Genomic DNA, 21,231 nt, shown 5'->3' on the forward strand with positions numbered 1-21,231 from the left:
CCGTAAACCCGTCCATGGGGGCTTGGCCGCGGCATCCATGCCGCGGACACCCCCGCAACCGGACCCACCCCGCCTTCGACAGATCTCCGCGATCTGTTGGAATGGCTCTTGGGGTCAGATCCGTTTTCCGTAGGAAACGGATCTGACCCCAGAATTTCATTCGATATCTGGATATCTGAAAGAGATTCATCCACGCATGGCGTGGATCTACTGGCCACCGGCCAACTGTCGAAGGCGGGGCACTGTGGGTTTGCGGGGTGTGAGCCGCATGGATGCGGCGACCAAGTCTCCATGGACGGATTCACGGCGTCCCCGCAAACCCACAGTGCACCGCCATCCCACGGAATGCCGCTGTTGCTGTTGTTTCGGCCGTTGCTGTTGCTTCGGCAGGTGCAGGGCGCAGCCCTGCCGAAAAACCCTTACTTCACCCGACGACCTTGACGATCGATACGGAACCACTCGCCGCCTTCCATCGGCGTATGCCCGTCGCCATCGGGCGTGCCTCGGCGGCAGCCGTTGCAGACCTCGGCCACGCCGTCCTGGAATGGCCAGGCAAAATCGAACGTGGCCGCAATCACCTGCTCGAAGGCGGCGTTGAAGTAGCCCACGCGATCACCGACGCGGCCGCGGAACAGGCCTTCCTGCAGCGGATCTGCGCCGTTGTCCCAGGGGATCACGGCCTGGCTGCGGCCGCGGCGGTCGACATAGTGGAAGCCGTCGGCGGTCTGTACCAGCGCCAAGCCATCGCCGTCGTAGGGAAGATGCTGCAGGGTCTCCGCGCTGATCTGCGGCTTGTCATTGACGACCTCGCAGCCGGGCAGCATCCACAACCCGTGCTCTTCGGTCATGACCTTGCAGGCCGGGCCCTGTGCCGACGCCCAGGGGCTGGCCAGCACGCCCAGCAGGGCCAGCCAGCGCGCACGGCGGAGGCAGGCCAGAGCAGAGCGTGCCGGCCGCGCCATCACTTGCTGTCAGCCTTGCGTTCGAAGGTGGCCGGTGCCGGCAGTTCCACCGGTACGCCCTTGTCGTCGCAGGTGCCGGCCTTGCACAGGCGGTCGCGCAGGGCCGGGGTGGCCTGCACGATCATGTGGTAGATCGCGTTCTGTTCCAGGGTGCCACGGATCGCCTTGCTGCCGGGGCCGCGTGCCCAGATGCCGACGTCTTCGCCACCATGCGATTCGGACTTCATCGGCACCAGCGCTTCCTGCATGTAATCCGGATGCTCGGTATCGACATCGTGCAGGTTCGGGCGGCCGTTGGCCGGCTCGAAGCTGCTGGGGTTGTGCGGGTAGCGCTTCGGGCCGGCCGGCTGCTGGTTGCTGGTGCCGGTGTGGCCGGGGCCGTTGGCATAGCTCAGGGTGGTGTAGGGCTGGCCGTTGCCATCCAGCGCCAGGTCGAGCTTGCCCGCGCCGTCTTCGCCGCCCTTGTCCTTCACCTTGCCCAGGATCGGGTTGCCACGGGCCGGGTAGCCGACGAAGTTCAGGGTGTGCGAATGGTCGGCGGTGACGATGATCAGCGTGTCGTCGGCCGAGGTCAGCTCGTTGGCCACGCGCACGGCATCGGACAGGGCCACGGTTTCGGTCAGTGCACGGTAGGCGTTGCCGCTGTGGTTGGCGTGGTCGATGCGCGCGCCTTCGATCATCAGCACATAGCCTTCCTGATGGCGCGACAGGTTCTTGATCGCTGCAGCGGTCAGCTCGGCCAGGCTCGGCTCACCGGCCGGGTCCTGCGGGCGTTCGTACTCGTAGCGCATGTGGTCCGGCTCGAACAGGCCGAGGATTGCCGGTGCGTTGGCGGCGGCCTGCAACTGCTTGCTGTTCCACACGTAGGCGCCCTGCGGGTGCGCCTGCTGCCATTCCTGCACCAGGCTGCGGCCGTCCAGGCGCTGGCCGACCTTGTCGTCGTACTCGGGGTCGCGCTCTTCCACGGTGGTGAATTCACCACGACCGCCGCCCAGGGCGACCAGCGGGCCACGGCCGTAGCGCGAGGTCGACAGCAGCTGCTGGGCGATGTCCTTGCAGCCGGCGGCCTTGGCCGCTTCGGTCAGGTCGGTGTCGTTTTCCCAGTTGCGCTCGGGCGAGTGCGCATAGGTCGCGGCCGGTGTGGCATGGGTCAGGCGTGCGGTGGAGACCACGCCGGTGGCCAGGCCGGCGCTGTCGGCCAGCTGCAGCCAGGTCAGCAGGCCCTTGGACAGGCTGTCGGCGCAGTCGGTGCGGCTGCCGGCACTGACGCCGATCGCGCCCATGTGGGTCTTCACGCCGGTGGTGATGGCGGTCATGGTGCCGGCCGAATCCGGCGTCTGCGAATCGGTGTTGTAGGTCTTGCTGAACGCGGTGGCCGGGAAGCGCTCCCACGACAGCAGGTTCTCTTCGCCGGAGCCGCCCTTCTGCTGGCCTTCGTAGATGCGCGAGGCGGCCACGGTGGTCAGGCTCATGCCATCACCCAGGAACAGGATGACGTTTTTGGCCTTGCCGGCCATCGCGCCGTTGGCGGCCGCCTGGGCAGCGCCACTGCGGTACCACCACTGCGGGGTTTCACCGGCAGGGTGGGCGACGGGGGCGACGCTGACCTTCAGGCCGGCCGGAGCGGACGCGGGGGCGGTGCTGGCGCAGGCGCCGAGCAGCAGGGTCGTGGCGCAGGCGGCCAACAGGGAGACGGAACGACGCATGGACGCTGGGATCTCACAAAGTGAAACGGGACGTTCATTATGCCCGGCCTCGCAAGGCACGCCGATGACACACTGATTTGCCACCCGAGCGGTCGTTCTGCGGCCCGCCTTGGGCTATCGTGCCAGCATCCCTTCCTACCCCCTTGGATTGCCTATGAAGCTGGTCTCTGCCTGGCTGCGGATTCCATTCTGGCAGCGCGTGGTCGGTGGCTTCGTGCTCGGTGCGCTGGCCGGCTGGGCGCTTGGCCCGGCTGCTGAAACCTGGTTCGGCCCGCTCGGCGAGCTGTACGTGACCCTGATCAAGATGATCGCGGTGCCGCTGGTGTTCTTCGCGGTCATCAACGCGATCTCTTCGCTGCATGGCCAGAAATCGGTGGCCGCACTCAGCGGGCGCACGTTCCTGTGGTTCGTGATCACTGCCGCGCTCGCGGTATGCGTGGGCCTGGGCGTGGGTACGGTGCTGCAGCCCGGCGCCGGCGGCCTGCAGCTGTCGATGGCCAGCAACTATGTTCCGCGCGAAGTGCCCAGCGTGGTGCAGGTGCTGCTGGATGTGGTGCCGTCCAACGTGTTCTACGCGCTGTCGGGTATCGGCACCAAGGTCAATGCCGCTGGTGAGACCGTGCTGGCGGCGGGCCGTGGTTCGATCCTGCCGGTGATCTTCTTCGCAGGCCTGGTTGGTTTTGCCATCGTCAAGCTTGGCGAGAAGGTGACCGAAGCGCGCAAGCTGGTCGGGCAGATGAGCGACATCATGATCCAGGTGACCCGCTTCGTGCTGGAAGTCACCCCGATCGGCACCTTCGGCCTGATTGCCGGCCTGGTCGGCAGCTATGGCTTCGAGAAGCTGCTGCCGCTGGGCCACTTCGTGCTGGCGCTGTACGTGGCCTGCGCGCTGCACATCGTGGTGGTGTACAGCGCGCTGCTGCTGGCGCACGGGTTGAATCCGCTGAAGTTCTTCCGCGGCGCGGCGTCGGGCATGCAGGTGGCCTTCGTCAGCTCTTCCAGCTTCGCGGCGATGCCGGTTGCGCTGCGTTCGATCACCCACAACCTGGGCGTGAACAAGGATTACGGTTCGTTCGCGGTGCCGCTGGGCGCGAGCATCAAGATGGACGGCTGCGGCGCGATCTATCCGGCGCTGTGCGCGGTGTTCATCGCCCAGTACAGCGGTGTGCCGCTGACGCCCGAGCAGTACGTGGTGGTGCTGATCGCTTCGGTGCTGGGCAGCTTCGGCACCGCCGGCGTGCCGGGTACGGCGGTGATCATGGCGACGGTGGTGCTGAGCGCGGCCAACCTTCCGCTGGAAACCATCGGCTATCTGTACGCGATCGACCGCATCCTGGACATGATGCGCACGATGACCAACGTGACCGGTCAGATGCTGGTGCCGGTGCTGGTGGCCAAGGAAACCGGCCTGCTCGACCAGACGGTGTACGACAACCCGTCCACCAACGTCGGCATCGATGATCCCGACCCGAGCCCGCCGCGCGCCTGAAGCGGCACTGCAACGGGCTGTATCAGTCCCTGTAACAGCACTGATACAGCCCCGATGGCGCCTTGCGCAGTGGTGTTTCCTGCGCGTTAAGGCGAACGGAATCCGAACGAAGTTGTAACACTGCGGCGTCATGCTGCCGCAGTGTTACCCGTCAAACCCCCGCTGCGACGGCCTCCCGGTGTTGGCACGAAAGCTGCTCTCACCCTGCGCATATGCAACGGGAGAGCGGCATGGACGGCAGCACCACCCTTTTCACTGTTTCTGGCCGGCAGCTTGCGCTGCTGCTGGTGCTGGCCGTTCCGCTGGCGGCCGCTGCTTCGGGTGCGCGGCAAGGAGTGAAGGCGCAGCCTGGCGAAATCGTCCTGTTGCGTGACGTGGCCACGCGCCCGGCCTATCGCATGGCGCCGCCCGGCGTGGCGTTGATCGCCGATCCGAAACCGCAGCATGAGATCGCCGCCGCACTCGGCAGCAGCGCCGCCGCCAGCGGCATGGATGAACTCAGTGACGACGACTACGCCGGTCTCGGCGCCGGTCAGTCCGGCAGCGTGCACGCGCACGGTGTTACCACGGTCGAGCGGGTGACCCAGCAGGCGCTGGGCGGAACCCTTGGCCGCTCGGGCGAGGGGATGATCAGTGGCAGCAGCCTCAGCGGTGCGATGAGCGGCCCGCTGGGTGCGGTCGGCAACACCACACGCGGCATCGGCGATACCGTGCGCGGCGCACTGTCGCAGTTCCCGCTGGGCGCACCGGCGCAGGCGGGTGGCAAGTGAAGCGCGCAGTGCTGCTGGCGGCCTGGCTGGCAGTGCCGGCCGTAGCCCTGGCCGACGACTACAGCGGCATGCTGGCCTATCTCGATGTGACCCGCATCGACGGCCGCGTGCTGGCCGGTGCCAGTGGTGCCATCGCCATCAACCAGGCGGCGGGCGATCTCAACATCCAGGCCAACCTGCATGGCATGGCCAGCGGTGACCGCGGCGACGTGGCCATCGCCACACGGCAGCAGCACAGCAACGATGTCGTGCTGTCGGCACCACTGGAAGCCAGCGCGCACATCGCCGGACAGGCGCTGGCAGGGGCCAGCGGCATTGCATCGATCAACCAGGCCAGCGGCATCGCCAACACGACGCTCAATGTCGTCAGCGCGACGCTGGCCCGGCAAGGAATACGCGAGTCCGATGACACGGCGCTGGCCGCCTCGGACATCGCGTCAGCAGGGGGGCAGGGCGATACCGGTGACGGTGTTGCGGCGGGTATCCGCAGTGTCGGCGTTTCGTCGACGGCACTGCGGGGCTTCGACGGTGTCCTGCAACTCAATCAGATCGCGGGAGCGCGAAACGATACGGCCAATGTTCTGGGCCTGGTCGTGCAGGGCAACCCGTGAGTACAACCCACCCGAACCAATCACCTGATGAGAGAGAGGGCACCATGAAAGCGACTGTCAAAAAGACCGTACTCGCCATGGCAATTGCCACTGCCTCGACCGCTGCTGCGGCCAATGGCTGGGACAACCAGAATGCCAATGCGAACATCAACCACAACCATGTCGTGACCGAAACCCGCACCGACACGCACAACCATACCGACAACGAAGTCCGCAACTGGACCCGCACCAACACCACGGTACGCAACAACACCGACACCTCGAACGTGAGCCGCACCCGCACGGTGAACGTCAACGAGCAGGTGCAGAAGAACAGCAACATCCAGGCCGACGAGCGCAAGGAAAAGAACAACCATGGCGTCGACGTGAACCTGGAGAAGGACCTGCGGCTGAGTTCGGACATCAACTTCTCCGGCGATCCGACCATCACCGGTGACATCGATCTGGATTCGGCAGCCATCGCCGTGATCGACAACCGTCAGTCGATCAGCAACAACCTCACCGGCAACAGCCTGGTCACCAACAGCGCTTCGATCGCCGATGATGTCGGCGCCGGTGCCTCCGGCAACCTTGGCTTCAACGTGGTGGCCGGCGACAACAACGCGCAGGACAATGCTGCGTCGCTGTCCGCTGCGGATGCCTCCTTCAGCTTCGGCATGGCCGACGCCGAGGTGTTCGTCAACCAGGCCGGCTTCGGCAACACCACCATGAACTCCGGCGTCACCAACGCCGCTGGCCTCGGTGGCAATGCCTTCGGCGGTGCATCGGGCAACATCGGTGTGAACATCGCCTCGGGCAACAACAACGAGCAGAAGAACGCACTTGCTGCCTCGGTGGCCACCAGTGCGATGGCGCAGTCGAGCATCAGCTCCAACCAGGTGTCCACCGGCAACACCGTGTCCAACGCCGGCTTCGTGCAGTCCTACACCGATACGGTGCAGGTTGGCCTGAGCGGTCGCGTCGCTGGCGGTACCCTGGCCGTGGGTGCCGGTACCTATCGCGGCACCGGCAATGCCTACCAGATGGCCAACTACTACCTCGATACGTGGAGTGGCGATCTGCCGCATCCGGGTGGCAACGCGACCGGGCACATCGATCTGGACAACCAGATCCAGAACGCAACGATGAACCCGAACCGGCCGGGCGTGGGTGGCCTGGGCTTCGATACGCGTGAAAGCGGCACCAGCCAGTTCGTCGAGCTGGGCGTGGCCGACCTGTATGCCAGCCTCAGTGGCACGGTCAGCACCACCCGCTGGGTGAACGTCAATGCGACCAACACCTCGGCACTGTCCGGCAGCGCGTTCTCCGGCGCGTCCGGCAACATCGGCGTGAACGTGGCATCGGGTACCGGCAACCTGCAGGCCAACAGCCTGGCATTGGCCGTGGCACAGCCGAGCACCGGCGGTGGGACCGGCGGCGGCGAATGATCCACGGTGTGACCGCTTTCGCAGCGAACCTGCGTTGAGCGCAACAAGCCCGGCCATCCGCCATTGGCCGGGTTCCCCCGGGAGCCCCTGTCCCTCCTCCCCCTTGGGGCAGGGGCTCCTTCTTTCTCGTGGAGAACGGCATGGCCGGTCATCGCTGGTGGTTGCGTCTGCTGCCCTGCCTGCTGCTGCTGACCAGCGCATGTGGCTGGGCAGGCGAGGTGGTGTTCAGCGGGGTGCTGCCCAATGGCGCGCTGCTGCAGCAGAAGGTGGAAAGCATGCAGGAGCGGCGGTATCGCAACCTGGTGCGGCAGCACACCGACTACAGCTGTGGGGCGGCCGCTCTGGCCACCATCCTGCGTTATGCCTACCACCTGGACACCACCGAGGCGACGGTGATCGAGGGAATGATGGGGGTATCGGATCCACAGCTGGTCAAGGAACGCGGATTCTCGCTGTTGGACATCAAACGCTATGTCGAATCGCTGGGCATGCGTGGACGCGGCTATCGCATCGACGAATCGCGCCTGCGCACGTTGCGGGTTCCTGGACTGGTGCTGATGGACGTACGCGGCTTCCGGCATTTCGTCGTGCTCAAGCAGGTGCGCGACGGCGTGGTGGAAGTGGCCGATCCGATCCTGGGCAACCGCAGCATGTCATTGGCAGAGTTCAGCGCCGCCTGGCCGTCACGTGCTGTTTTCGTCGTGATCGGCAGCGACTTCGATCGCAACACGGTGCTGCTGCAACCCAGCGAACGGCCCAGTGCCCGCGCGTTGTATGCGCGGCAGGGACCGATCACCGATGCCGAACTGGTCGACTTCGGCTTCAGCCACGCCGACCTGTTCTGAAGGAGGCACGATCATGCAATGCCAACGTGTGGTACTCGCCCTGCTGCTGATGCTGTCGGTGTCGCCGTTGATGGCGGCAGACGGTGCACCGGGGCGTGGCCTGAAGGAAATACCCGATCCCGAGCTGAACCTGATGCGTGGCCGCTACACCGTCGGTGGCAACAACGTGGCCTGGTTCGGGGTGACGATGATTTCGCAATGGCAGGGACCCAACGGTGCGGTGGTGCAGGGTGCACTCACCCTGGGCATGGATTTCCGCAATGGCGGGACACCCAAACTGAGCTTCCGGCCCAGCGTCCACGTCACCGCCGCTGATGCACCGTTGCCGACGACGGCAGGGCGCAGCATCGACAGTACCGGCCTGGCCAATGCCAGTGGACTGGTGCAGAGCGTGCAGGTGGCCGGCGATGGCAACACCGCGCGCAATGTGACCATGCTGACCGTGCGTGATGGCGCGGTGCCGACAGCGATGACCGATGACGGCAGCCGCATGGCGAAGGCACAGCAGGGTGGCGCTACCGCCACGGCCATGCTTGATGGCAACCAGGCGCGCCTGTTGCTGCAGGTCGACGGGCAGAGCCTGGTACAGCAATGGATCCGCAATGGCAGCGTGGGGCAGGGCATTGCCCTGGCCGGCGATGGGCAGACTGCCAGCAATCGGCTGCAGCTGGAACTGATACGCAACACCGCGGCCAACAACCTGCCCTTGAGCCAGAACGTGGCCCAGGCGATCGGGATGAACCGCGGCATGGGCCCGGGCCAGTAACACGGCCTGGTCAGGGGGAATCGACGTACAACGCAGGTCACCGACATGCACATTCTCTTCCGGCTTACTCCGCTGGCGCTGGCGGCGCTGGCGGCCACTGCCTTCGCCCAGCAGCCTGCACCCAGTGACGGTGCCGACATGCAGGCATTGATCGCGCAACTGGAACAGCTCAAAGCCAATTACGCACAGGAGGTACGCCGCCTGCGCGAACTGGACATGCAGGTGCAGGCGATGCAGGCGCGGCTGAGTGGTCGCGCAGGACCCGCTGCGACCCCCGCTGCGCCGTTGGCGCCCGCTGCTGCATCCGTTGTTCCGCCCAGCAGCGAAGGCTATGCCAGCAGCGCGGCCGAGGCACAGCAGGCCAAGCAGGAGGCACGGCGCAGCGTGGACGACGTCAAGCAGCAGCAGGCGGCGTTGTTCTCGCGCCGGTTCACCATCGAAAACGGCCTCACCTATGCGCGCTACGACCGCAAGCAACTCACGCTCAACGGGTTCCTTGCCCTGGATGCGATCTTTCTCGGCAACATCGCGATCGAGAACGTCGAATCCGATTCGTTGACCTACAACCTGGCCGCGCGCTGGGGCGTCAGCCCCAACCTCACCTTGAACCTGGACGTGCCATACCTGGCGCGGCGCACGGTCTACCAGAAGGGCGGTGCCGGCGGTGCGGCGGCGGCGATCGCGCAGGAAGAAACCAACGGCAGCGGCATCGGCGATGTCAGCCTGAGTGCCAATTACCGGCTGTTCGCCGAACGCGGCTGGCGCCCGGAGACGGTGCTGACCGGTGGTGTTACCGCGCCTACCGGTCGCGCACCCTACGGCCTGGACTGGAAAGTAATCGAGCGCGACGACGATGATTACATCCGCTTCGCGGTGCCGCAGGAACAGCCGACCGGCAATGGGGTGTGGCAGGCCAACCTCGGCGTATCGATGGTGAAGACCGCCGATCCGGCCATCCTGTTCGCCAACGCCGGCTACATCCATTCGTTCCCGCGCGGCTTCAGCGATATCGACAGCAACCCGGATACGGTCAACCCCGGTGACGTGAAGCTGGGCGGTTCGGTGTACTTCGGTGCCGGCGTGGCCTTCGCGTTCAACGAGCGCACCAGCCTGAGCATTTCCTTCAGCGACAAGATCAGCACGCGCGCCTCGACCCGGTTCAAGGGCGGTGAATGGGTGAAGGTGATTGGCAGCGATGCCAATGCGGCGTCGCTCAATCTCGGCGTGACCTACGCGTTGAACCAGCACACCACGCTGGTGACGATGCTGGGCATCGGCCTGACCCCGGATGCGCCGGACTTCACGCTGGCCTTCAAGGTGCCGTACATGTTGTAAGCAGGGCGGCCGGGCCATGCCCGGCTGCTTCAAGCTGCCAGCGGTCAGCGCTGCGCCGGCAGCTCAAGATGATGTTTGCGGCACAACCGATAGACCGTCACCCGCGAGATCTGCATGTGCCGCGCGCACGCCGACACGTTGTAGCCATGCTGGCGCAGGGCCTGCAGCAGCACGTCGCGTTCCACCTGGCCACGTGCATCCTGTAGCAGCGCACGCCGTGCGGGCGCATCGGGTTCGGCCAGATCCAGGTCGGCCGCGCTGATCAGCTCTCCCTCCGCCACGATCGCCGCCCGCTGTACGCGGTTCAACAGTTCGCGCACGTTGCCCGGCCAGTCGAACCCACGCATCGCCTGGTGCGCGCCAGGATCGAAGCCACGTGCACGGCCGGCATGACGTTGGCGGAATGCGCGCAGGAAGTGTTCGGCCAGCAACAGGACATCGGCGCCACGTTCGCGCAGCGATGGCATCGGCAGGCGCAGCACATTGAGGCGGTAGTAGAGATCGCGCCGGAAGCGGCCCTGGGCGACCGCCTGTTCAAGTTCGACATGGGTGGCCGCCAGTACGCGCACATCCACCCGCAGTGGCTGGTTGCTGCCCACCCGTTCCAGCGTGCCCTCCTGCAGCACCCGCAGCAGACTGGTCTGTGCATCCGCAGGCAGGTCGCCGACCTCATCGAGGAATACGGTGCCGCCATGGGCTGTTTCGAACAGGCCGATGCGACGTTGGGAAGCGCCTGTGAAAGCGCCACGCTCGTGACCGAACAGTTCGGATTGCACCAGGTTGGCGGGAATGGCACCGCAGTTCACCGCCAGGAAGGGCTTTCCTGCGCGCCCGGACAGCGCATGCAGCGCCTGCGCGGCCAGCTCCTTGCCGGTGCCGGTTTCGCCCGTTACCAGCACCGGCAGCTCGACCGGGGCGAATTTGTGCAGGGCAGTGCGGACGGCCAGCAGGGGGGCGCTGTTGCCGATCAGTGCAGGAAGACCGCCGCCGTTGTGGGTCGCGGCAGGTGGCAGGTCATCGCCGTCGCACTGGCGCTGCATCGCCGACAGCAGGTCTGGAAGCTCCAGCGGCAGCGAGAACTGATCCTGGCAGGCCCGCAGCAGCGCGCCCCAGGCAGGAGGAGGGCTGCCCAGCCCCGCAGGCAGCACGGCCAGCCACGGCAGGTGATGGTGCTGCTCGACCCACGGCAGCAACAGCTGCGCCGCCTCTGCATCCAGATGGCGAAGATCGACGACGGCGACCAGATGATCGCGACCGCGCAGGCCAATGGCCATGGCGGGCGCCGGGCTGACACAGCGCAGTTGCCACCCTGCGGCTGCCAGCGCACTGCGCTCGGTCCCCTGTGGCTGGCCGAACCAGATCACACAGCGCGATGGAATTTCCAGGCTTGCCGCCATGCCTCTCCCCAGCATCCGGGCAACGCGAGCGGCAGACGGGCCATCATCGGCGTGCCGCCCCACGCCGGGATGCTGCGGCCGCACGTGGGTGGCCGGTCGCGGCCCAGGAGGACCGTGGCATCAATGACCAACGCAGCAAGCGTCGATCAGCGGCCATCGCCGGCCCAACAAAAAAGCCGCTGCAGGGCAGCGGCTTGTCATGTCACGCGCGGACGGCCTCGAATCAGAGGTCGACCCGGCGGGCCTGCATGAACTTGTTGCCCCAGTAGCCACTGAGCAGGGTGTCGACGCGGACGTCCTTGCCGGTGCTCGGGGCATGCAGGAAGCGGCCGTCGCCCACATAGATGCCGACGTGGTCGACCCGGCCCTTGCGGCCGAAGAACACCAGATCGCCTGCTGCCAGGGCGGCGCGGTCGTTGATCAGTTCGGCATTGGCGTCATGCGCCATTTCACGCGAGACGCGCGGCAGCTCGATGCCCAGCGCAGAGCGGAACACATAACCGACCAGACCGCTGCAGTCGAAGCCGCTGTCCGGATTGCTGCCACCCCAACGGTAGGGGGTGCCAAGCAAGGTCATGGCCCGGCGCAGCAGCGACTGCACCTTGCCGTTGTCTGCAGCGGTACCGACCACGACGCTGCCATTGGCGGCGCTGCTGGTGTCGTAATTGGCGAGCAGGCGGCTGAGGTCACCGGCCACCATGGCCGAGCGGTCCATCAGGGGAATGGTGTCATTGGCGGCCAGGTGCGGCAGCAGGGCGGCCAGGGTGGCGCTGGCGGCGGCATCGGCGCGGCTGCGCTGCGGAGCAGTGGCGTCGGCCTTGGCGGCTGCGCGGGGGGCGGTCTCGGCGGTCGGAGCCGGGGTCGCATCGGTACGGGTGGGAGCGGACTGCGACCAGGCCGGAAGGCTGGTCAGACACAATGCCAAGCCCAGCAGAAGCGGGCGGACACTACGCGAAGAAGCGGCGGTCTGGCCTTGGCACGTCGGGTCGTTTGTCGTCACGCGTCGGTCACAAGGAAAAAACGATGGGGCATCATGCCCTGTAAAAGCAGTAATAAGTTAAAAATTCCGTTAGTAAATCGTTAGTTGCGCAGTGATGTCTGTCACATTTTTGAACATATCGCCTGTTCATTTTAGCGAAGGACGCGTTTTGCCCCTGTGTAGTGGTCCTTCCAATAGGGGCCGCTGAGCGAATCCAGGCGGACCGTCCCGCCGGTGCTCGGGGCGTGCACGAATCGACCTTCGCCGACGTAGATCCCCACGTGACTGACATTGCCGCGGCTGCCAAAAAAGACCAGGTCGCCGGTTGCCAGGCGTTTCGGGTCGATCTTCGGGCCCTGTACCGCCGCCAGGTCGCGTGAGGTCCGCGGCAGCTTCAGGTCCAGCATTTCACGGTAGACGTAGGCGACCAGGCCACTGCAGTCGAAGCCGGATTCGGGCGTGTTGCCGCCGTAGCGGTAGGGCGTGCCGACCAGGCTGATGGCGCGCATCAGCACCGAATTGGCGGCCTCGGGGTTGTCCGGCGTGGTGCTGGGCCAGCTTGCCGCAGGCGGTGGCGGTGCGGAACGGACGGCCTTGCCGCCGCCACAGGCGGTCAGCAGCAGGGGCAGGGCGAGCAGCAGGGCGGGCGCGATGCGCCGGCGCGTGCCGGACGAAACTGGCGTGATGTGCATGTTCTCCGGATAATGCGCGACCTTGGATTGGCCGTCATGATGGCGGCGTCCCCGCCGGGCGACAACCCGCCCCAACCCGCCTGCCTCCGGCAGATCCAGACAGAGTTGCGCATGAAGATCGAAAAAGACCGCGTTGTCCGCTTCCACTACACCGTCTCCGAGGCCGGCCAGGAGCCGATCGAATCGTCCAAGGACCGCGGCGAGCCGCTGGCGATCCTGATCGGCCACGGCAACATCATCCCGGGCCTGGAAAACGCCATGATGGACAGGGAAGCCGGCGCGACCTTCGACGTCGACGTCAAGGCGGCCGATGCCTACGGCGAGCGCCGTGATGGCCTGTCCCAGCGCGTGCCGAAGAAGCACTTCGGTACCGCCAAGCTGGTCCCGGGCCAGCAGGTCGTGCTGCAGACCAACTTCGGCCCGCGTGCCGTGACCGTGCAGAAGGTCGGCATGAGCGTGGTCGACGTCGACCTGAACCACCCGATGGCCGGCAAGGACCTGCATTTCGACGTCGAGATCGTCGACGTGCGCGAAGCCGGCAAGGAAGAGCTCGAACACGGCCACGTCCACGGCGACGGCGGTCACCAGCACTGATCGCATCGCGATCGTGATGGCAGCAACGGCCCGCTTCGGCGGGCCGTTGCGTATCTGGAACAGGGCGGGGCCGTCCATGGCCCGCAGGCCGGCGGCATAATGACGGACCTGCACGCCGGATACCCCGTGAACACCGCTTCCCCTTCCCTGCAACCGGTGGCTTCCGGCGAACGCATCGCCGTGCTGGACATACTGCGTGGCTTCGCCCTGCTGGGCATCCTGCTGATGAACATCGAGGCCCTCAGCGGGCCGCTGGACCTGGCCTTTACGGGCATCGACGCGCATTGGCAGGGCATCGACTACTGGGCTGATGCCTTCGTCTATGTGTTCGTGCAGGGAAAATTCTTCACCCTGTTCTCGCTGCTGTTCGGGGCGGGCTTTGCGGTGATGGCCCAGCGTGCTGAAGCGGCAGGTCGCCGGTTCACGCCGTTCTACCTGCGCCGCAGCGCCGGGCTGCTGCTGATCGGCCTGTGCCACGCACTGCTGGTGTGGTCGGGCGACATCCTGGTGCTGTATGCACTGGTCTCGCTGCCGTTGCTGGCCTGCCGCGAAGCACCGCGCAGCTGGCTGCCGTGGATGGGTCTGCTGGTGTATGCACTGGGTGTCGTGCTGATGCTGCTGGTCGGCGCAATGGTGTCGATGGCCACCCCGCAGGACCTGCAGAAGATGCTGGTCGACGCGCAGCAGGGCATCGACCAGCAACGCCTGGTGTACGGCCAGGGCGACTGGATGCAGGCCAACGTGCAGCGACTGCATGAGTTCGGCGCGTCGCTGGGTGGCATGTTCATTTCCGGACCCGAAGTGCTGGGCATGTTCCTGCTGGGCGCCTGGTTCGCTGGCAGCGGCGCATTGACCGCGCCGGAGCGTTTTCCACGGTTGTATGCCGGCCTGCGCTGGGTCGCGCTGCCTGTGGGACTGCTGGCCACCCTGGCCGGTGCGCTGTGGAAGCCCTATCTGGCGCCGGGTGTCTATGACCTGCCGACCACCACGGCCATGGCACTGGTGGCCGTGGGCGGCGTGCCGATGTGCCTGGGCTACCTGGCCTGGATCGTGCACTGGCGTGCGCGCATGGGCTGGCTGGCGCCGGTTGGGCGGATGGCGCTGACCCATTACCTTGGTCAGTCGGTGGTCTGTACGTTGCTGTTCTATCACTACGGGCTGGGGTGGTTCGATGCAGTGCCGCGTGCCTGGCAGCTGCTGTTCGCCTTGCTGCTGTTCGCTGCGCAGGTAATCCTCAGCCATCTGTGGCTGCGCCGTTTCCGCTTCGGTCCGATGGAATGGCTGTGGCGTGCGATGACCTACCAGCAGTGGCCGGCAATGCGTCGTGGCGCCGCGCAGGGGTGATCGTGCAGGCCGTGCGCCGATCGGCCTGTGCGGCCGCATGCATCGCCAAGCGCGCCGCTGCACACCCTCACGTCTGGCCTGCAGCGGACCATGGCATGCTCGCAGCAGCATGAGCGCCTGCGCCGGCCAGCTGCCCGTCGATCTTTTCTGCGGGCGCGCCCGTCATCGATCCTGTTCCCTGTCGACCCGAGCGATTCCGATGAACACTCCCTCTTATGACTACGATCTGATCGTCCTTGGCGGTGGTTCCGCTGGCCTGGCCGGTGCCATACGCGCTGCGCAACATGGCAAGCGTGTTGCCCTGCTGGAGCCGGGTGAACTGGGCGGTACCTGTGTGAATGTAGGTTGCGTGCCGAAGAAGGCGATGTGGCTGGCGGCCGATCTGGCCGAGCGCATAAGCCTGGCCAGTGCGATGGGTTTCGACGTGGAGGCGCGTCCGGCGCTGTCGTGGAAAGAGCTGGTGATCCATCGCCAGGCCTACATCAGCAACATCCACACCAGTTACCACAAGCGCCTGGATGAAACCGGCGTGGTGCGCATCCCGGCCCGTGGCCATCTGCTGGATGCGCATACCGTGGCGTGCAGTGATGGCGTGCAGTACAGCGCCGCGCAGATCCTCATCGCTACCGGGGCGCATCCGCAGCGGCCCGACATTCCAGGCGCTGAACTGGGTCTGGTGTCCGATGATTTCTTCGACCTGCGTGCGGCACCGGCCGAGGTCGCCATCATCGGCGGCGGCTACATCGCGGTGGAACTTGCCGGGCTGTTGCAGGCGCTGGGCAGCAAGGTGAGCCTGCTGGTGCGTGGCAGTCGCCTGCTGGAGCGCTTCGACTATGAGCTGACCGCGCAGCTGGCCGAGAATCTGCGCCAGCAGGGCGTTCGCATCCACTTCGATTACCGTCTGCGCGAGTTGAAGCGCGACGGCGAACGCGTGCGCGCGTTCGGCCATGACGGCCCGATCGACAGCGTGTTCGACGCCGTGTTCTTCGCTACCGGCCGGCGCGGCAACAGCAGGAATCTGGGCCTGGAGGCGCTGGGCATCGGGATCGGCGAACACCAGCAGGTGGAGGTGGACGAGTGGCAGACCACGGCGGTGCCGAGCGTGCATGCGGTTGGTGACATCGCCGGCAAGGTCGGCCTGACGCCGGTTGCCGTGGCTGCATCGCGTCGTCTGATGGATCGTCTGTTTGGTGGCCGCCCGGACGCGAAGATGGACTATGACAACGTGGCCAGCGTGGTGTTCTCGCATCCCCCGCTGGGCGCAGTGGGCATGAGCGAGGAAGACGCACGTGCGCGTTTCGAGCAGGTGACGGTGTATCACAGCCGTTTCCGGCCGATGCTGCAGGCACTGGCCAACGGCACCCAGCGCAGTCTGTTCAAGATGGTCTGTGCCGGGCCGGAAGAGCGTGTGGTGGGTGTACACCTGCTGGGTGAAGCGGCCGACGAGATCCTGCAGGGTTTCGCGGTGGCGGTGAAGATGGGGGCGACCAAGGCCCAGTTCGACGACACGGTGGCGATTCACCCGACGTCTGCTGAAGAAGTGGTGTTGATGCGCTGAGCCGACACTCACGGTAGTGCCGGCCGCTGGCCGGCAACCTCAACAGCAACAGCCGAAGCAACAGCGGGCATTCCGTGGGTTGGCGGGGTGGGTCCGGTTGCGGGGGACGCCGTAAATACGTCCCTGTAGGCTCGGTCGCGCCATCCATGGCGCTCACGCCCCCGCAACCGGACCCACCCCGCCTTCGACAGATTGCTGCGATCTGTCGGACCGGCGTTCTGTGTTGCTGTTGGTAGGTGTCGACCTTGGTCGACACGTAGATCCACGCCATGCGTGGATCGGGAATCGCAGTGGGCATGAACGGAAATCGGATCGTTCGCCCAGAGGTGCCATGAGACAATTGGAAGCAATCCGGCTCCTTCCAGCCGCCCGTGCGGCCCGTTTTCTTCCTGATGTCTACCTCTTCCCCCCGCATTGCCACCACGTCCCCGCGTATCGCCCTGGGCGGCATCGGCCTGGCTGCGATCGGCGCCATTGCCGCCTCGGGCAAGGCGATCATCGTCAAGCTGGGGCTGCGCCATGGCGTGGATGCCACCACGCTGCTGGCGCTGCGCATGCTGATGGCGCTACCCCTGTTCGCGCTGATGGCGGTGTGGGCTTCGCGCCGTGCGGAGCGATTGTCCTGGGCTGACCGCGCACGCGTGCTGTGGCTCGGCTTCACTGGTTACTACCTGTCCAGCCTGCTGGATTTCCAGGGGCTGCAGTACATCAGCGTGACCCTGGAACGGTTGATCCTGTACTTGAACCCGACCCTGGTGCTGCTCATAAACGTGCTGCTGGCGCGGCAGCGGCCGGGTCGATGGCAGATCGGTGCGCTGGTGCTCAGCTATCTTGGCGTGCTGATCGCGTTCGGCCATGACCTGCAGCGCGAAGGTGGGCAGATCATTCTAGGCAGCCTGCTGGTGCTGGGCAGCGCGCTCAGCTACGCGCTCTATCTGTTCGGCAGCGGTCAGGTGGTCGCCCGTATCGGCGCGGTGCGTCTGACCGCCTACGCCAGTTGCGTGGCCAGCGTGCTGGTGCTGTTGCATTTCACCATTACCCATCCATTGCCGTTGCTGTGGCAGGCCCCCGCTGCGGTGCAGTGGCTGTCGCTGATCAATGCGACGGTCTGCACCGTGCTGCCGGTGCTGGCGATCATGCTGGCGGTGCAGCGCGTCGGCTCGTCGCTGGCCGCGCAGGTGGGTATGCTGGGCCCGGTTTCCACCATCGTGATGAGCCTATGGCTGCTCGACGAACCGATGGGGCCGGCGCAGATCGCCGGCACCGTGCTGGTCCTGCTCGGCGTACTGCTGGTGACGCGGCTGCGCCGCTGACGCCGGCGCAGGCGCGTGCGCGCATCCTGGCGGTGATCCATGCGATTCCGCCGGGACAGGTGATGGGCTACGGCCAGGTCGCGATGCGCGCGGGCTTGCCCGGACGGGCCCGGCTGACCGCGCGCATCCTCGGCCAGAATGAGGATCCCTCGCTGCCCTGGCACCGGGTGCTGCGCTCGGATGGGCGCATCGCCATGGCCGAAGGTTCGACCGGCTGGCGCGAACAATCACAGCGGCTGCGGGCGGAGGGTGTCGTCGTGGAAAACGGCCGGGTGCGGATGCCCGCAGTCGACCCGGCGGCGGCGCTGGATGCCGCCGTATGGGGGCCGGGCTGATCGCTGCCTGCGACTGAACGGGTGACCATCTGCTCTGGTCAAAAAGGGCCGGTGCTGCGGCTATGATGGAGGCCGTTCCATGCCGGTGCCCCCATGTTCCCGCGATTGCCAACCGTCACCAAGGCCCTGTTGATCGCCAACGCGATCCTGTTCCTGCTGCAGCAGCCGTTCCTGCTCGGCATGCAGACCTTCGAGCCGTTCATGCTGCAGCCGCTGCAGCAGGGCTTCGATGCGTTCTCGCCGGGCGGCAACTTCCAGCCCTGGCAGCTGCTGACCTACGGCTTCCTGCATGGCAGTTTCTTCCATCTGTTCTTCAACATGCTGGCCGTCTTCATGTTCGGCGCGCCGCTTGAACAGACCTGGGGTGAGAAGCGCTTCCTGACCTACTACCTGGTGTGTGTGGTTGGTGCCGGCCTTTGCCAGTTGCTGGTCGGTACGATGCTGGAGAACCCGGCCACGGTGCTGGGCGCTTCCGGTGGTGTGTTTGGCCTGCTGCTGGCCTACGGCATGCTGTTCCCCAACCAGCGGGTGATGCTGCTGTTCCCGCCGATTCCGATGAAGGCGCGTACGTTCGTGATCCTGTTCGGCGTGGGCGAGCTGGTGCTGGGCATGACCGGCTGGCAGCCGGGCGTGGCCCATTTCGCGCACCTCGGCGGCATGCTGTTCGGCTGGCTGCTGATCCGCTACTGGCGCGGCCAACCGCCGTTCAACAAGCGTCGTCCGCCTGGCCCGCCGAAGCGCCCGAACCATCTGCGCAGCATCAAATGATCCTGCGGATCATTTGATGCGATAGCTGCCAATCTTGGTTGGCACGCTGTGACGCCGCTAGATGCCAACCTTGGTTGGCAATCACCTCTGCCGCGTTGCGCCAACCAAGGTTGACGCGGCTACCAACAGCAGGTCATGCAGGCGGCGGGGTTACACCCACATCCACGCATGGCGTGGATCTACTGGTCCTGCAGCACCACCTGCGCCGCATTGTGCCCGGGCGCACCGGTCACCCCGCCACCCGGATGCGTGCCCGCGCCGCACAGGTAAAGGCCGGGCAGGGCGCCGCGATAGCCGGCCTGGCCGACCATCGGCCGCGCCGAGAACAACTGGTTGGCGCTGAGCGCACCGTGGAAGATGTCGCCGCCGATCAGCCCGAACGTCCGTTCCAGGTCCAACGGTGAAAGCGCTTGTCGACCGAGCACGCTGTCGGCGAAGCCGGGGGCGTAGTGATCGACGGTAGCGATCATCAGGTCGGCGACAGTATCCCGGTGGTCATCCCAGTGACGGCCATCGGGCAGCTCCGGCGCCACGTGCTGGCAGAACAGGCTGGCCACATGCTGGCCGGGTGGCGCCAGCGAGTCGTCGAGCGTGCTCGGAATCAGCATCTCCACGATCGGCTCGCGCGACCAGCCCTCGCGACGTGCGTCCAGCCAGGCACGGTCCATGTAATCCAGGCTGGGCGCCAGGATGATGCCGGCACTGAGGTGATCGCCGGGGCCGGGCAGGGCGCGGAAATCCGGCAGCCGCGACAGCGCCACGTTCATCCGGAACGTGCCCGAGCCGCAGCGCCAGTTCGCCATGCGTTCGCGGGTGGTGGCGGGAACCTGCGCAGGTTGCAGCAGCTGTTCGTACAGCAGCTTCGGATTGACGTTGGCCACCACCGCACGTGCGCGCAGGCTCTCACCGCCGGACAACGCGACGCCGACCACGCGTCCGTCTTCAACCAGCAGGCGCTGCACGCCGGCATCGACACGCAGCTCAGCACCTGCCGCACGCGCGGATGCGGCGATGGCCTGGCTGATCGCCCCCATGCCACCGATGGCGTGGCCCCAGGCACCCTTGACCCCGTTGCACTGGCCGAATACGTGATGCAGCAACACGTAGGCGCTGCCTGGCGTGTAGGGGCTGGCGTAGTTGCCGACAATGCCATCAAAACCGAACAGCGCCTTGATCGGCCCGCTCTCGAACCAGCGGTCCAGATACTCGGCGGCCGACAGCGTGAACAGATCCAGCAGTTCCTGCCGCAATGCAGGGTCAAGTGTGGCCAGCTCACGCCCCAGCCGGCCCATCTGCCACAGCGCGGGCAGCGCGCGCCAGCCGGCGGTCACCCCGAGGTCGGGCGGCGGACGCAGCGCCCAGTCGCGCAGCACATCGGCAAATACTTCCAGACGCGCTTCATAGGCGGGCAGCGCCTGCGCATCGCGCTCGGAAAATTTCGCCACTTCCGCCTGGGTACGGCCCGGTGCAGACAGCAGGTAGCGACCATCGGGCAACGGCAGGAAGTTGTTGGCCGGCCGCGCGACGATGCGCAGCCCGTGGGCATGCAGCTGCAGCTCCTCGATCACCTTCGGCTGCAGCAGCGACACCGTGTACGAGGCCACCGAGTTGCGGAAGCCGGGATGGAACTCCTCGGTGACCGCCGCACCGCCGAGTACACCGCGGCGCTCCAGCACCAGCACCCGTTGCCCCGCGCGCGCCAGATACGCCGCACACACCAGCCCGTTGTGGCCGCCGCCAACGATGATCGTGTCCCACGTCGTCATGCGTTGCGGATCGCCGCTTCGATGGTGGCGATGTCGATCTTCTTCATCGGCATCATCGCGTTGAAGGCGCGCTTGGCCAGGGCCTTGTCCTTGCTGGTCACCGCTTCGATCAGCATGCGTGGGCTGATCTGCCAGGAGATGCCCCAGCGGTCCTTGCACCAGCCGCATTGGCTCTCCTCGCCACCATTGCTGACGATGGCATTCCACAGGCGATCGGTCTCGGCCTGGTCTTCGGTGGAAATCTGGAACGAGAACGCTTCGCTGTGCTTGAAGGTCGGGCCACCATTGAGGCCGACGCAGGGAATGCCGCAGACCGTGAATTCGACGGTGAGGACATCCCCCTGCTTGCCGTCGGGGAAATCGCCGGGCGCGTGATGCACGGCGGTTACTTCGCTGTCGGGAAAGGTCTTCGCATAGAACGTGGCGGCCTCGAGTGCACCGTTGTCATACCAGACGCAGATCGTGTTCTTGTGAGCCATGGTGGGGGCTCCGCAGTGGACGAAGGCGCAGCGATAGCATGGGCGGTGTTAATGCCGGATCGTGCTGCACTGCGGGAGCGGGCGGCGCCGCGCTA

20 protein-coding genes are annotated in these 21,231 nt (G+C 66.1%); 13 read left to right on the plus strand and 7 right to left on the minus strand.

Features of this window, described 5'->3' with window-relative positions; genetic code table 11:
* Window positions 1–419: 419 nt before the first annotated feature.
* Both WKB25_RS16005 and WKB25_RS16010 read right to left on the minus strand, forming a co-directional pair.
* On the minus strand, window positions 420–965 hold the full coding sequence (locus tag WKB25_RS16005) for a WG repeat-containing protein (RefSeq protein ID WP_340571752.1): 546 nt from the start codon (window positions 963–965) through the stop codon (window positions 420–422).
* The gene (locus WKB25_RS16010; protein ID WP_100553149.1) at window positions 962–2,668 is read right to left on the minus strand and encodes an alkaline phosphatase; all 1,707 of its coding nucleotides are present in this window, start codon (window positions 2,666–2,668) and stop codon (window positions 962–964) included. The genes WKB25_RS16005 and WKB25_RS16010 overlap by 4 nt, the downstream gene beginning before the upstream one ends.
* A gap of 154 nt (window positions 2,669–2,822) precedes the next feature.
* Here WKB25_RS16010 and WKB25_RS16015 point away from each other — a divergent pair, with 154 nt between their 5' ends.
* The 7 genes from WKB25_RS16015 (at window position 2,823) to WKB25_RS16045 (ending at window position 9,911) form a co-directional block, all read left to right on the plus strand.
* Complete coding sequence (locus WKB25_RS16015; RefSeq protein WP_340571753.1) at window positions 2,823–4,157, plus strand: dicarboxylate/amino acid:cation symporter; 1,335 nt, start codon at window positions 2,823–2,825, stop codon at window positions 4,155–4,157.
* Between the two features lie 230 nt (window positions 4,158–4,387).
* Window positions 4,388–4,927: a hypothetical protein gene (locus tag WKB25_RS16020; protein ID WP_340571754.1), complete on the plus strand. Its 540-nt coding sequence runs from the start codon at window positions 4,388–4,390 to the stop codon at window positions 4,925–4,927.
* A complete protein-coding gene (locus WKB25_RS16025; protein ID WP_340571755.1) occupies window positions 4,924–5,538 on the plus strand; it encodes a hypothetical protein in 615 nt (204 codons plus the stop codon). The genes WKB25_RS16020 and WKB25_RS16025 overlap by 4 nt, the downstream gene beginning before the upstream one ends.
* 44 nt (window positions 5,539–5,582) lie before the next feature.
* Window positions 5,583–6,965 (plus strand): adhesin, encoded by a 1,383-nt coding sequence (locus WKB25_RS16030; protein ID WP_340571757.1) that lies wholly within the window; start codon window positions 5,583–5,585, stop codon window positions 6,963–6,965.
* A 140-nt stretch (window positions 6,966–7,105) separates the two neighbouring features.
* The gene (locus WKB25_RS16035) at window positions 7,106–7,810 is read left to right on the plus strand and encodes a C39 family peptidase (protein WP_340571759.1); all 705 of its coding nucleotides are present in this window, start codon (window positions 7,106–7,108) and stop codon (window positions 7,808–7,810) included.
* A gap of 13 nt (window positions 7,811–7,823) precedes the next feature.
* Window positions 7,824–8,576 carry a hypothetical protein gene (locus tag WKB25_RS16040; RefSeq protein WP_340571760.1) on the plus strand — a complete coding sequence of 251 codons (753 nt, stop codon included), beginning with the start codon at window positions 7,824–7,826 and terminating at the stop codon, window positions 8,574–8,576.
* Between the two features lie 45 nt (window positions 8,577–8,621).
* Window positions 8,622–9,911, plus strand: a complete 1,290-nt coding sequence (locus tag WKB25_RS16045) for a transporter (protein WP_340571762.1) — start codon at window positions 8,622–8,624, stop codon at window positions 9,909–9,911.
* A gap of 44 nt (window positions 9,912–9,955) precedes the next feature.
* On the opposite strand, the gene WKB25_RS16050 is transcribed toward WKB25_RS16045, so the two are convergent.
* The 3 genes from WKB25_RS16050 to WKB25_RS16060 form a co-directional block, all read right to left on the minus strand.
* A complete protein-coding gene (locus tag WKB25_RS16050) occupies window positions 9,956–11,308 on the minus strand; it encodes a sigma-54 dependent transcriptional regulator (RefSeq protein ID WP_340571763.1) in 1,353 nt (450 codons plus the stop codon).
* A 223-nt stretch (window positions 11,309–11,531) separates the two neighbouring features.
* Window positions 11,532–12,239 (minus strand): C40 family peptidase, encoded by a 708-nt coding sequence (locus WKB25_RS16055; protein ID WP_340571810.1) that lies wholly within the window; start codon window positions 12,237–12,239, stop codon window positions 11,532–11,534.
* A gap of 200 nt (window positions 12,240–12,439) precedes the next feature.
* Window positions 12,440–12,979, minus strand: a complete 540-nt coding sequence (locus WKB25_RS16060; RefSeq protein ID WP_340571811.1) for a C40 family peptidase — start codon at window positions 12,977–12,979, stop codon at window positions 12,440–12,442.
* 111 nt (window positions 12,980–13,090) lie between these two features.
* On the opposite strand from WKB25_RS16060, the gene WKB25_RS16065 reads away from it, so the two are divergent.
* The 6 genes from WKB25_RS16065 to WKB25_RS16090 all read left to right on the plus strand — a co-directional run bounded on the left by WKB25_RS16065 (window position 13,091) and on the right by WKB25_RS16090 (window position 18,891).
* On the plus strand, window positions 13,091–13,573 hold the full coding sequence (locus tag WKB25_RS16065; RefSeq protein ID WP_340571764.1) for a peptidylprolyl isomerase: 483 nt from the start codon (window positions 13,091–13,093) through the stop codon (window positions 13,571–13,573).
* A 99-nt stretch (window positions 13,574–13,672) separates the two neighbouring features.
* The gene (locus WKB25_RS16070; RefSeq protein WP_340571765.1) at window positions 13,673–14,917 is read left to right on the plus strand and encodes a DUF418 domain-containing protein; all 1,245 of its coding nucleotides are present in this window, start codon (window positions 13,673–13,675) and stop codon (window positions 14,915–14,917) included.
* 199 nt (window positions 14,918–15,116) lie between these two features.
* Window positions 15,117–16,475 carry a glutathione-disulfide reductase gene (gene gorA / locus WKB25_RS16075; protein WP_340571766.1) on the plus strand — a complete coding sequence of 453 codons (1,359 nt, stop codon included), beginning with the start codon at window positions 15,117–15,119 and terminating at the stop codon, window positions 16,473–16,475.
* A 392-nt stretch (window positions 16,476–16,867) separates the two neighbouring features.
* Window positions 16,868–17,788, plus strand: coding sequence for a DMT family transporter (locus WKB25_RS16080; protein ID WP_165377749.1), 921 nt, complete (start codon window positions 16,868–16,870; stop codon window positions 17,786–17,788).
* Window positions 17,695–18,123, plus strand: coding sequence for an MGMT family protein (locus WKB25_RS16085; RefSeq protein WP_340571767.1), 429 nt, complete (start codon window positions 17,695–17,697; stop codon window positions 18,121–18,123). The genes WKB25_RS16080 and WKB25_RS16085 overlap by 94 nt, the downstream gene beginning before the upstream one ends.
* A 93-nt stretch (window positions 18,124–18,216) precedes the next feature.
* Entirely contained in the window at window positions 18,217–18,891 is a 675-nt protein-coding gene (locus WKB25_RS16090) for a rhomboid family intramembrane serine protease (RefSeq protein WP_340571768.1), read from the plus strand.
* 179 nt (window positions 18,892–19,070) lie between these two features.
* Here WKB25_RS16090 and WKB25_RS16095 read toward each other — a convergent pair whose 3' ends face one another.
* Both WKB25_RS16095 and WKB25_RS16100 read right to left on the minus strand, forming a co-directional pair.
* The gene (locus WKB25_RS16095) at window positions 19,071–20,657 is read right to left on the minus strand and encodes an NAD(P)/FAD-dependent oxidoreductase (protein WP_340571770.1); all 1,587 of its coding nucleotides are present in this window, start codon (window positions 20,655–20,657) and stop codon (window positions 19,071–19,073) included.
* The gene (locus WKB25_RS16100) at window positions 20,654–21,136 is read right to left on the minus strand and encodes a VOC family protein (protein WP_340571771.1); all 483 of its coding nucleotides are present in this window, start codon (window positions 21,134–21,136) and stop codon (window positions 20,654–20,656) included. The genes WKB25_RS16095 and WKB25_RS16100 overlap by 4 nt, the downstream gene beginning before the upstream one ends.
* Between the last annotated feature and the right edge of the window lie 95 nt (window positions 21,137–21,231).

Origin of the sequence: Stenotrophomonas sp. G106K1 (assembly GCF_037969685.1) — a bacterium.
GTDB lineage: Bacteria > Pseudomonadota > Gammaproteobacteria > Xanthomonadales > Xanthomonadaceae > Stenotrophomonas > Stenotrophomonas lactitubi.

Excerpts from the sequence above, each read along its gene's own strand:
- WKB25_RS16010 (WP_100553149.1), bottom strand. The coding sequence starts at position 2,668 with ATGCGTCGTTCCGTCTCCCTGTTGGCCGCCTGCGCCACGACCCTGCTG.
- WKB25_RS16015 (WP_340571753.1), top strand. The coding sequence starts at position 2,823 with ATGAAGCTGGTCTCTGCCTGGCTGCGGATTCCATTCTGGCAGCGCGTG.
- WKB25_RS16020 (WP_340571754.1), top strand. The coding sequence starts at position 4,388 with ATGGACGGCAGCACCACCCTTTTCACTGTTTCTGGCCGGCAGCTTGCG.
- WKB25_RS16030 (WP_340571757.1), top strand. The coding sequence starts at position 5,583 with ATGAAAGCGACTGTCAAAAAGACCGTACTCGCCATGGCAATTGCCACT.
- WKB25_RS16035 (WP_340571759.1), top strand. The coding sequence starts at position 7,106 with ATGGCCGGTCATCGCTGGTGGTTGCGTCTGCTGCCCTGCCTGCTGCTG.
- WKB25_RS16040 (WP_340571760.1), top strand. The coding sequence starts at position 7,824 with ATGCAATGCCAACGTGTGGTACTCGCCCTGCTGCTGATGCTGTCGGTG.
- WKB25_RS16045 (WP_340571762.1), top strand. The coding sequence starts at position 8,622 with ATGCACATTCTCTTCCGGCTTACTCCGCTGGCGCTGGCGGCGCTGGCG.
- WKB25_RS16050 (WP_340571763.1), bottom strand. The coding sequence starts at position 11,308 with ATGGCGGCAAGCCTGGAAATTCCATCGCGCTGTGTGATCTGGTTCGGC.
- WKB25_RS16060 (WP_340571811.1), bottom strand. The coding sequence starts at position 12,979 with ATGCACATCACGCCAGTTTCGTCCGGCACGCGCCGGCGCATCGCGCCC.
- WKB25_RS16065 (WP_340571764.1), top strand. The coding sequence starts at position 13,091 with ATGAAGATCGAAAAAGACCGCGTTGTCCGCTTCCACTACACCGTCTCC.
- WKB25_RS16070 (WP_340571765.1), top strand. The coding sequence starts at position 13,673 with ATGACGGACCTGCACGCCGGATACCCCGTGAACACCGCTTCCCCTTCC.
- gorA (WP_340571766.1), top strand. The coding sequence starts at position 15,117 with ATGAACACTCCCTCTTATGACTACGATCTGATCGTCCTTGGCGGTGGT.
- WKB25_RS16080 (WP_165377749.1), top strand. The coding sequence starts at position 16,868 with ATGTCTACCTCTTCCCCCCGCATTGCCACCACGTCCCCGCGTATCGCC.
- WKB25_RS16085 (WP_340571767.1), top strand. The coding sequence starts at position 17,695 with ATGGCTGCTCGACGAACCGATGGGGCCGGCGCAGATCGCCGGCACCGT.
- WKB25_RS16090 (WP_340571768.1), top strand. The coding sequence starts at position 18,217 with ATGTTCCCGCGATTGCCAACCGTCACCAAGGCCCTGTTGATCGCCAAC.
- WKB25_RS16095 (WP_340571770.1), bottom strand. The coding sequence starts at position 20,657 with ATGACGACGTGGGACACGATCATCGTTGGCGGCGGCCACAACGGGCTG.
- WKB25_RS16100 (WP_340571771.1), bottom strand. The coding sequence starts at position 21,136 with ATGGCTCACAAGAACACGATCTGCGTCTGGTATGACAACGGTGCACTC.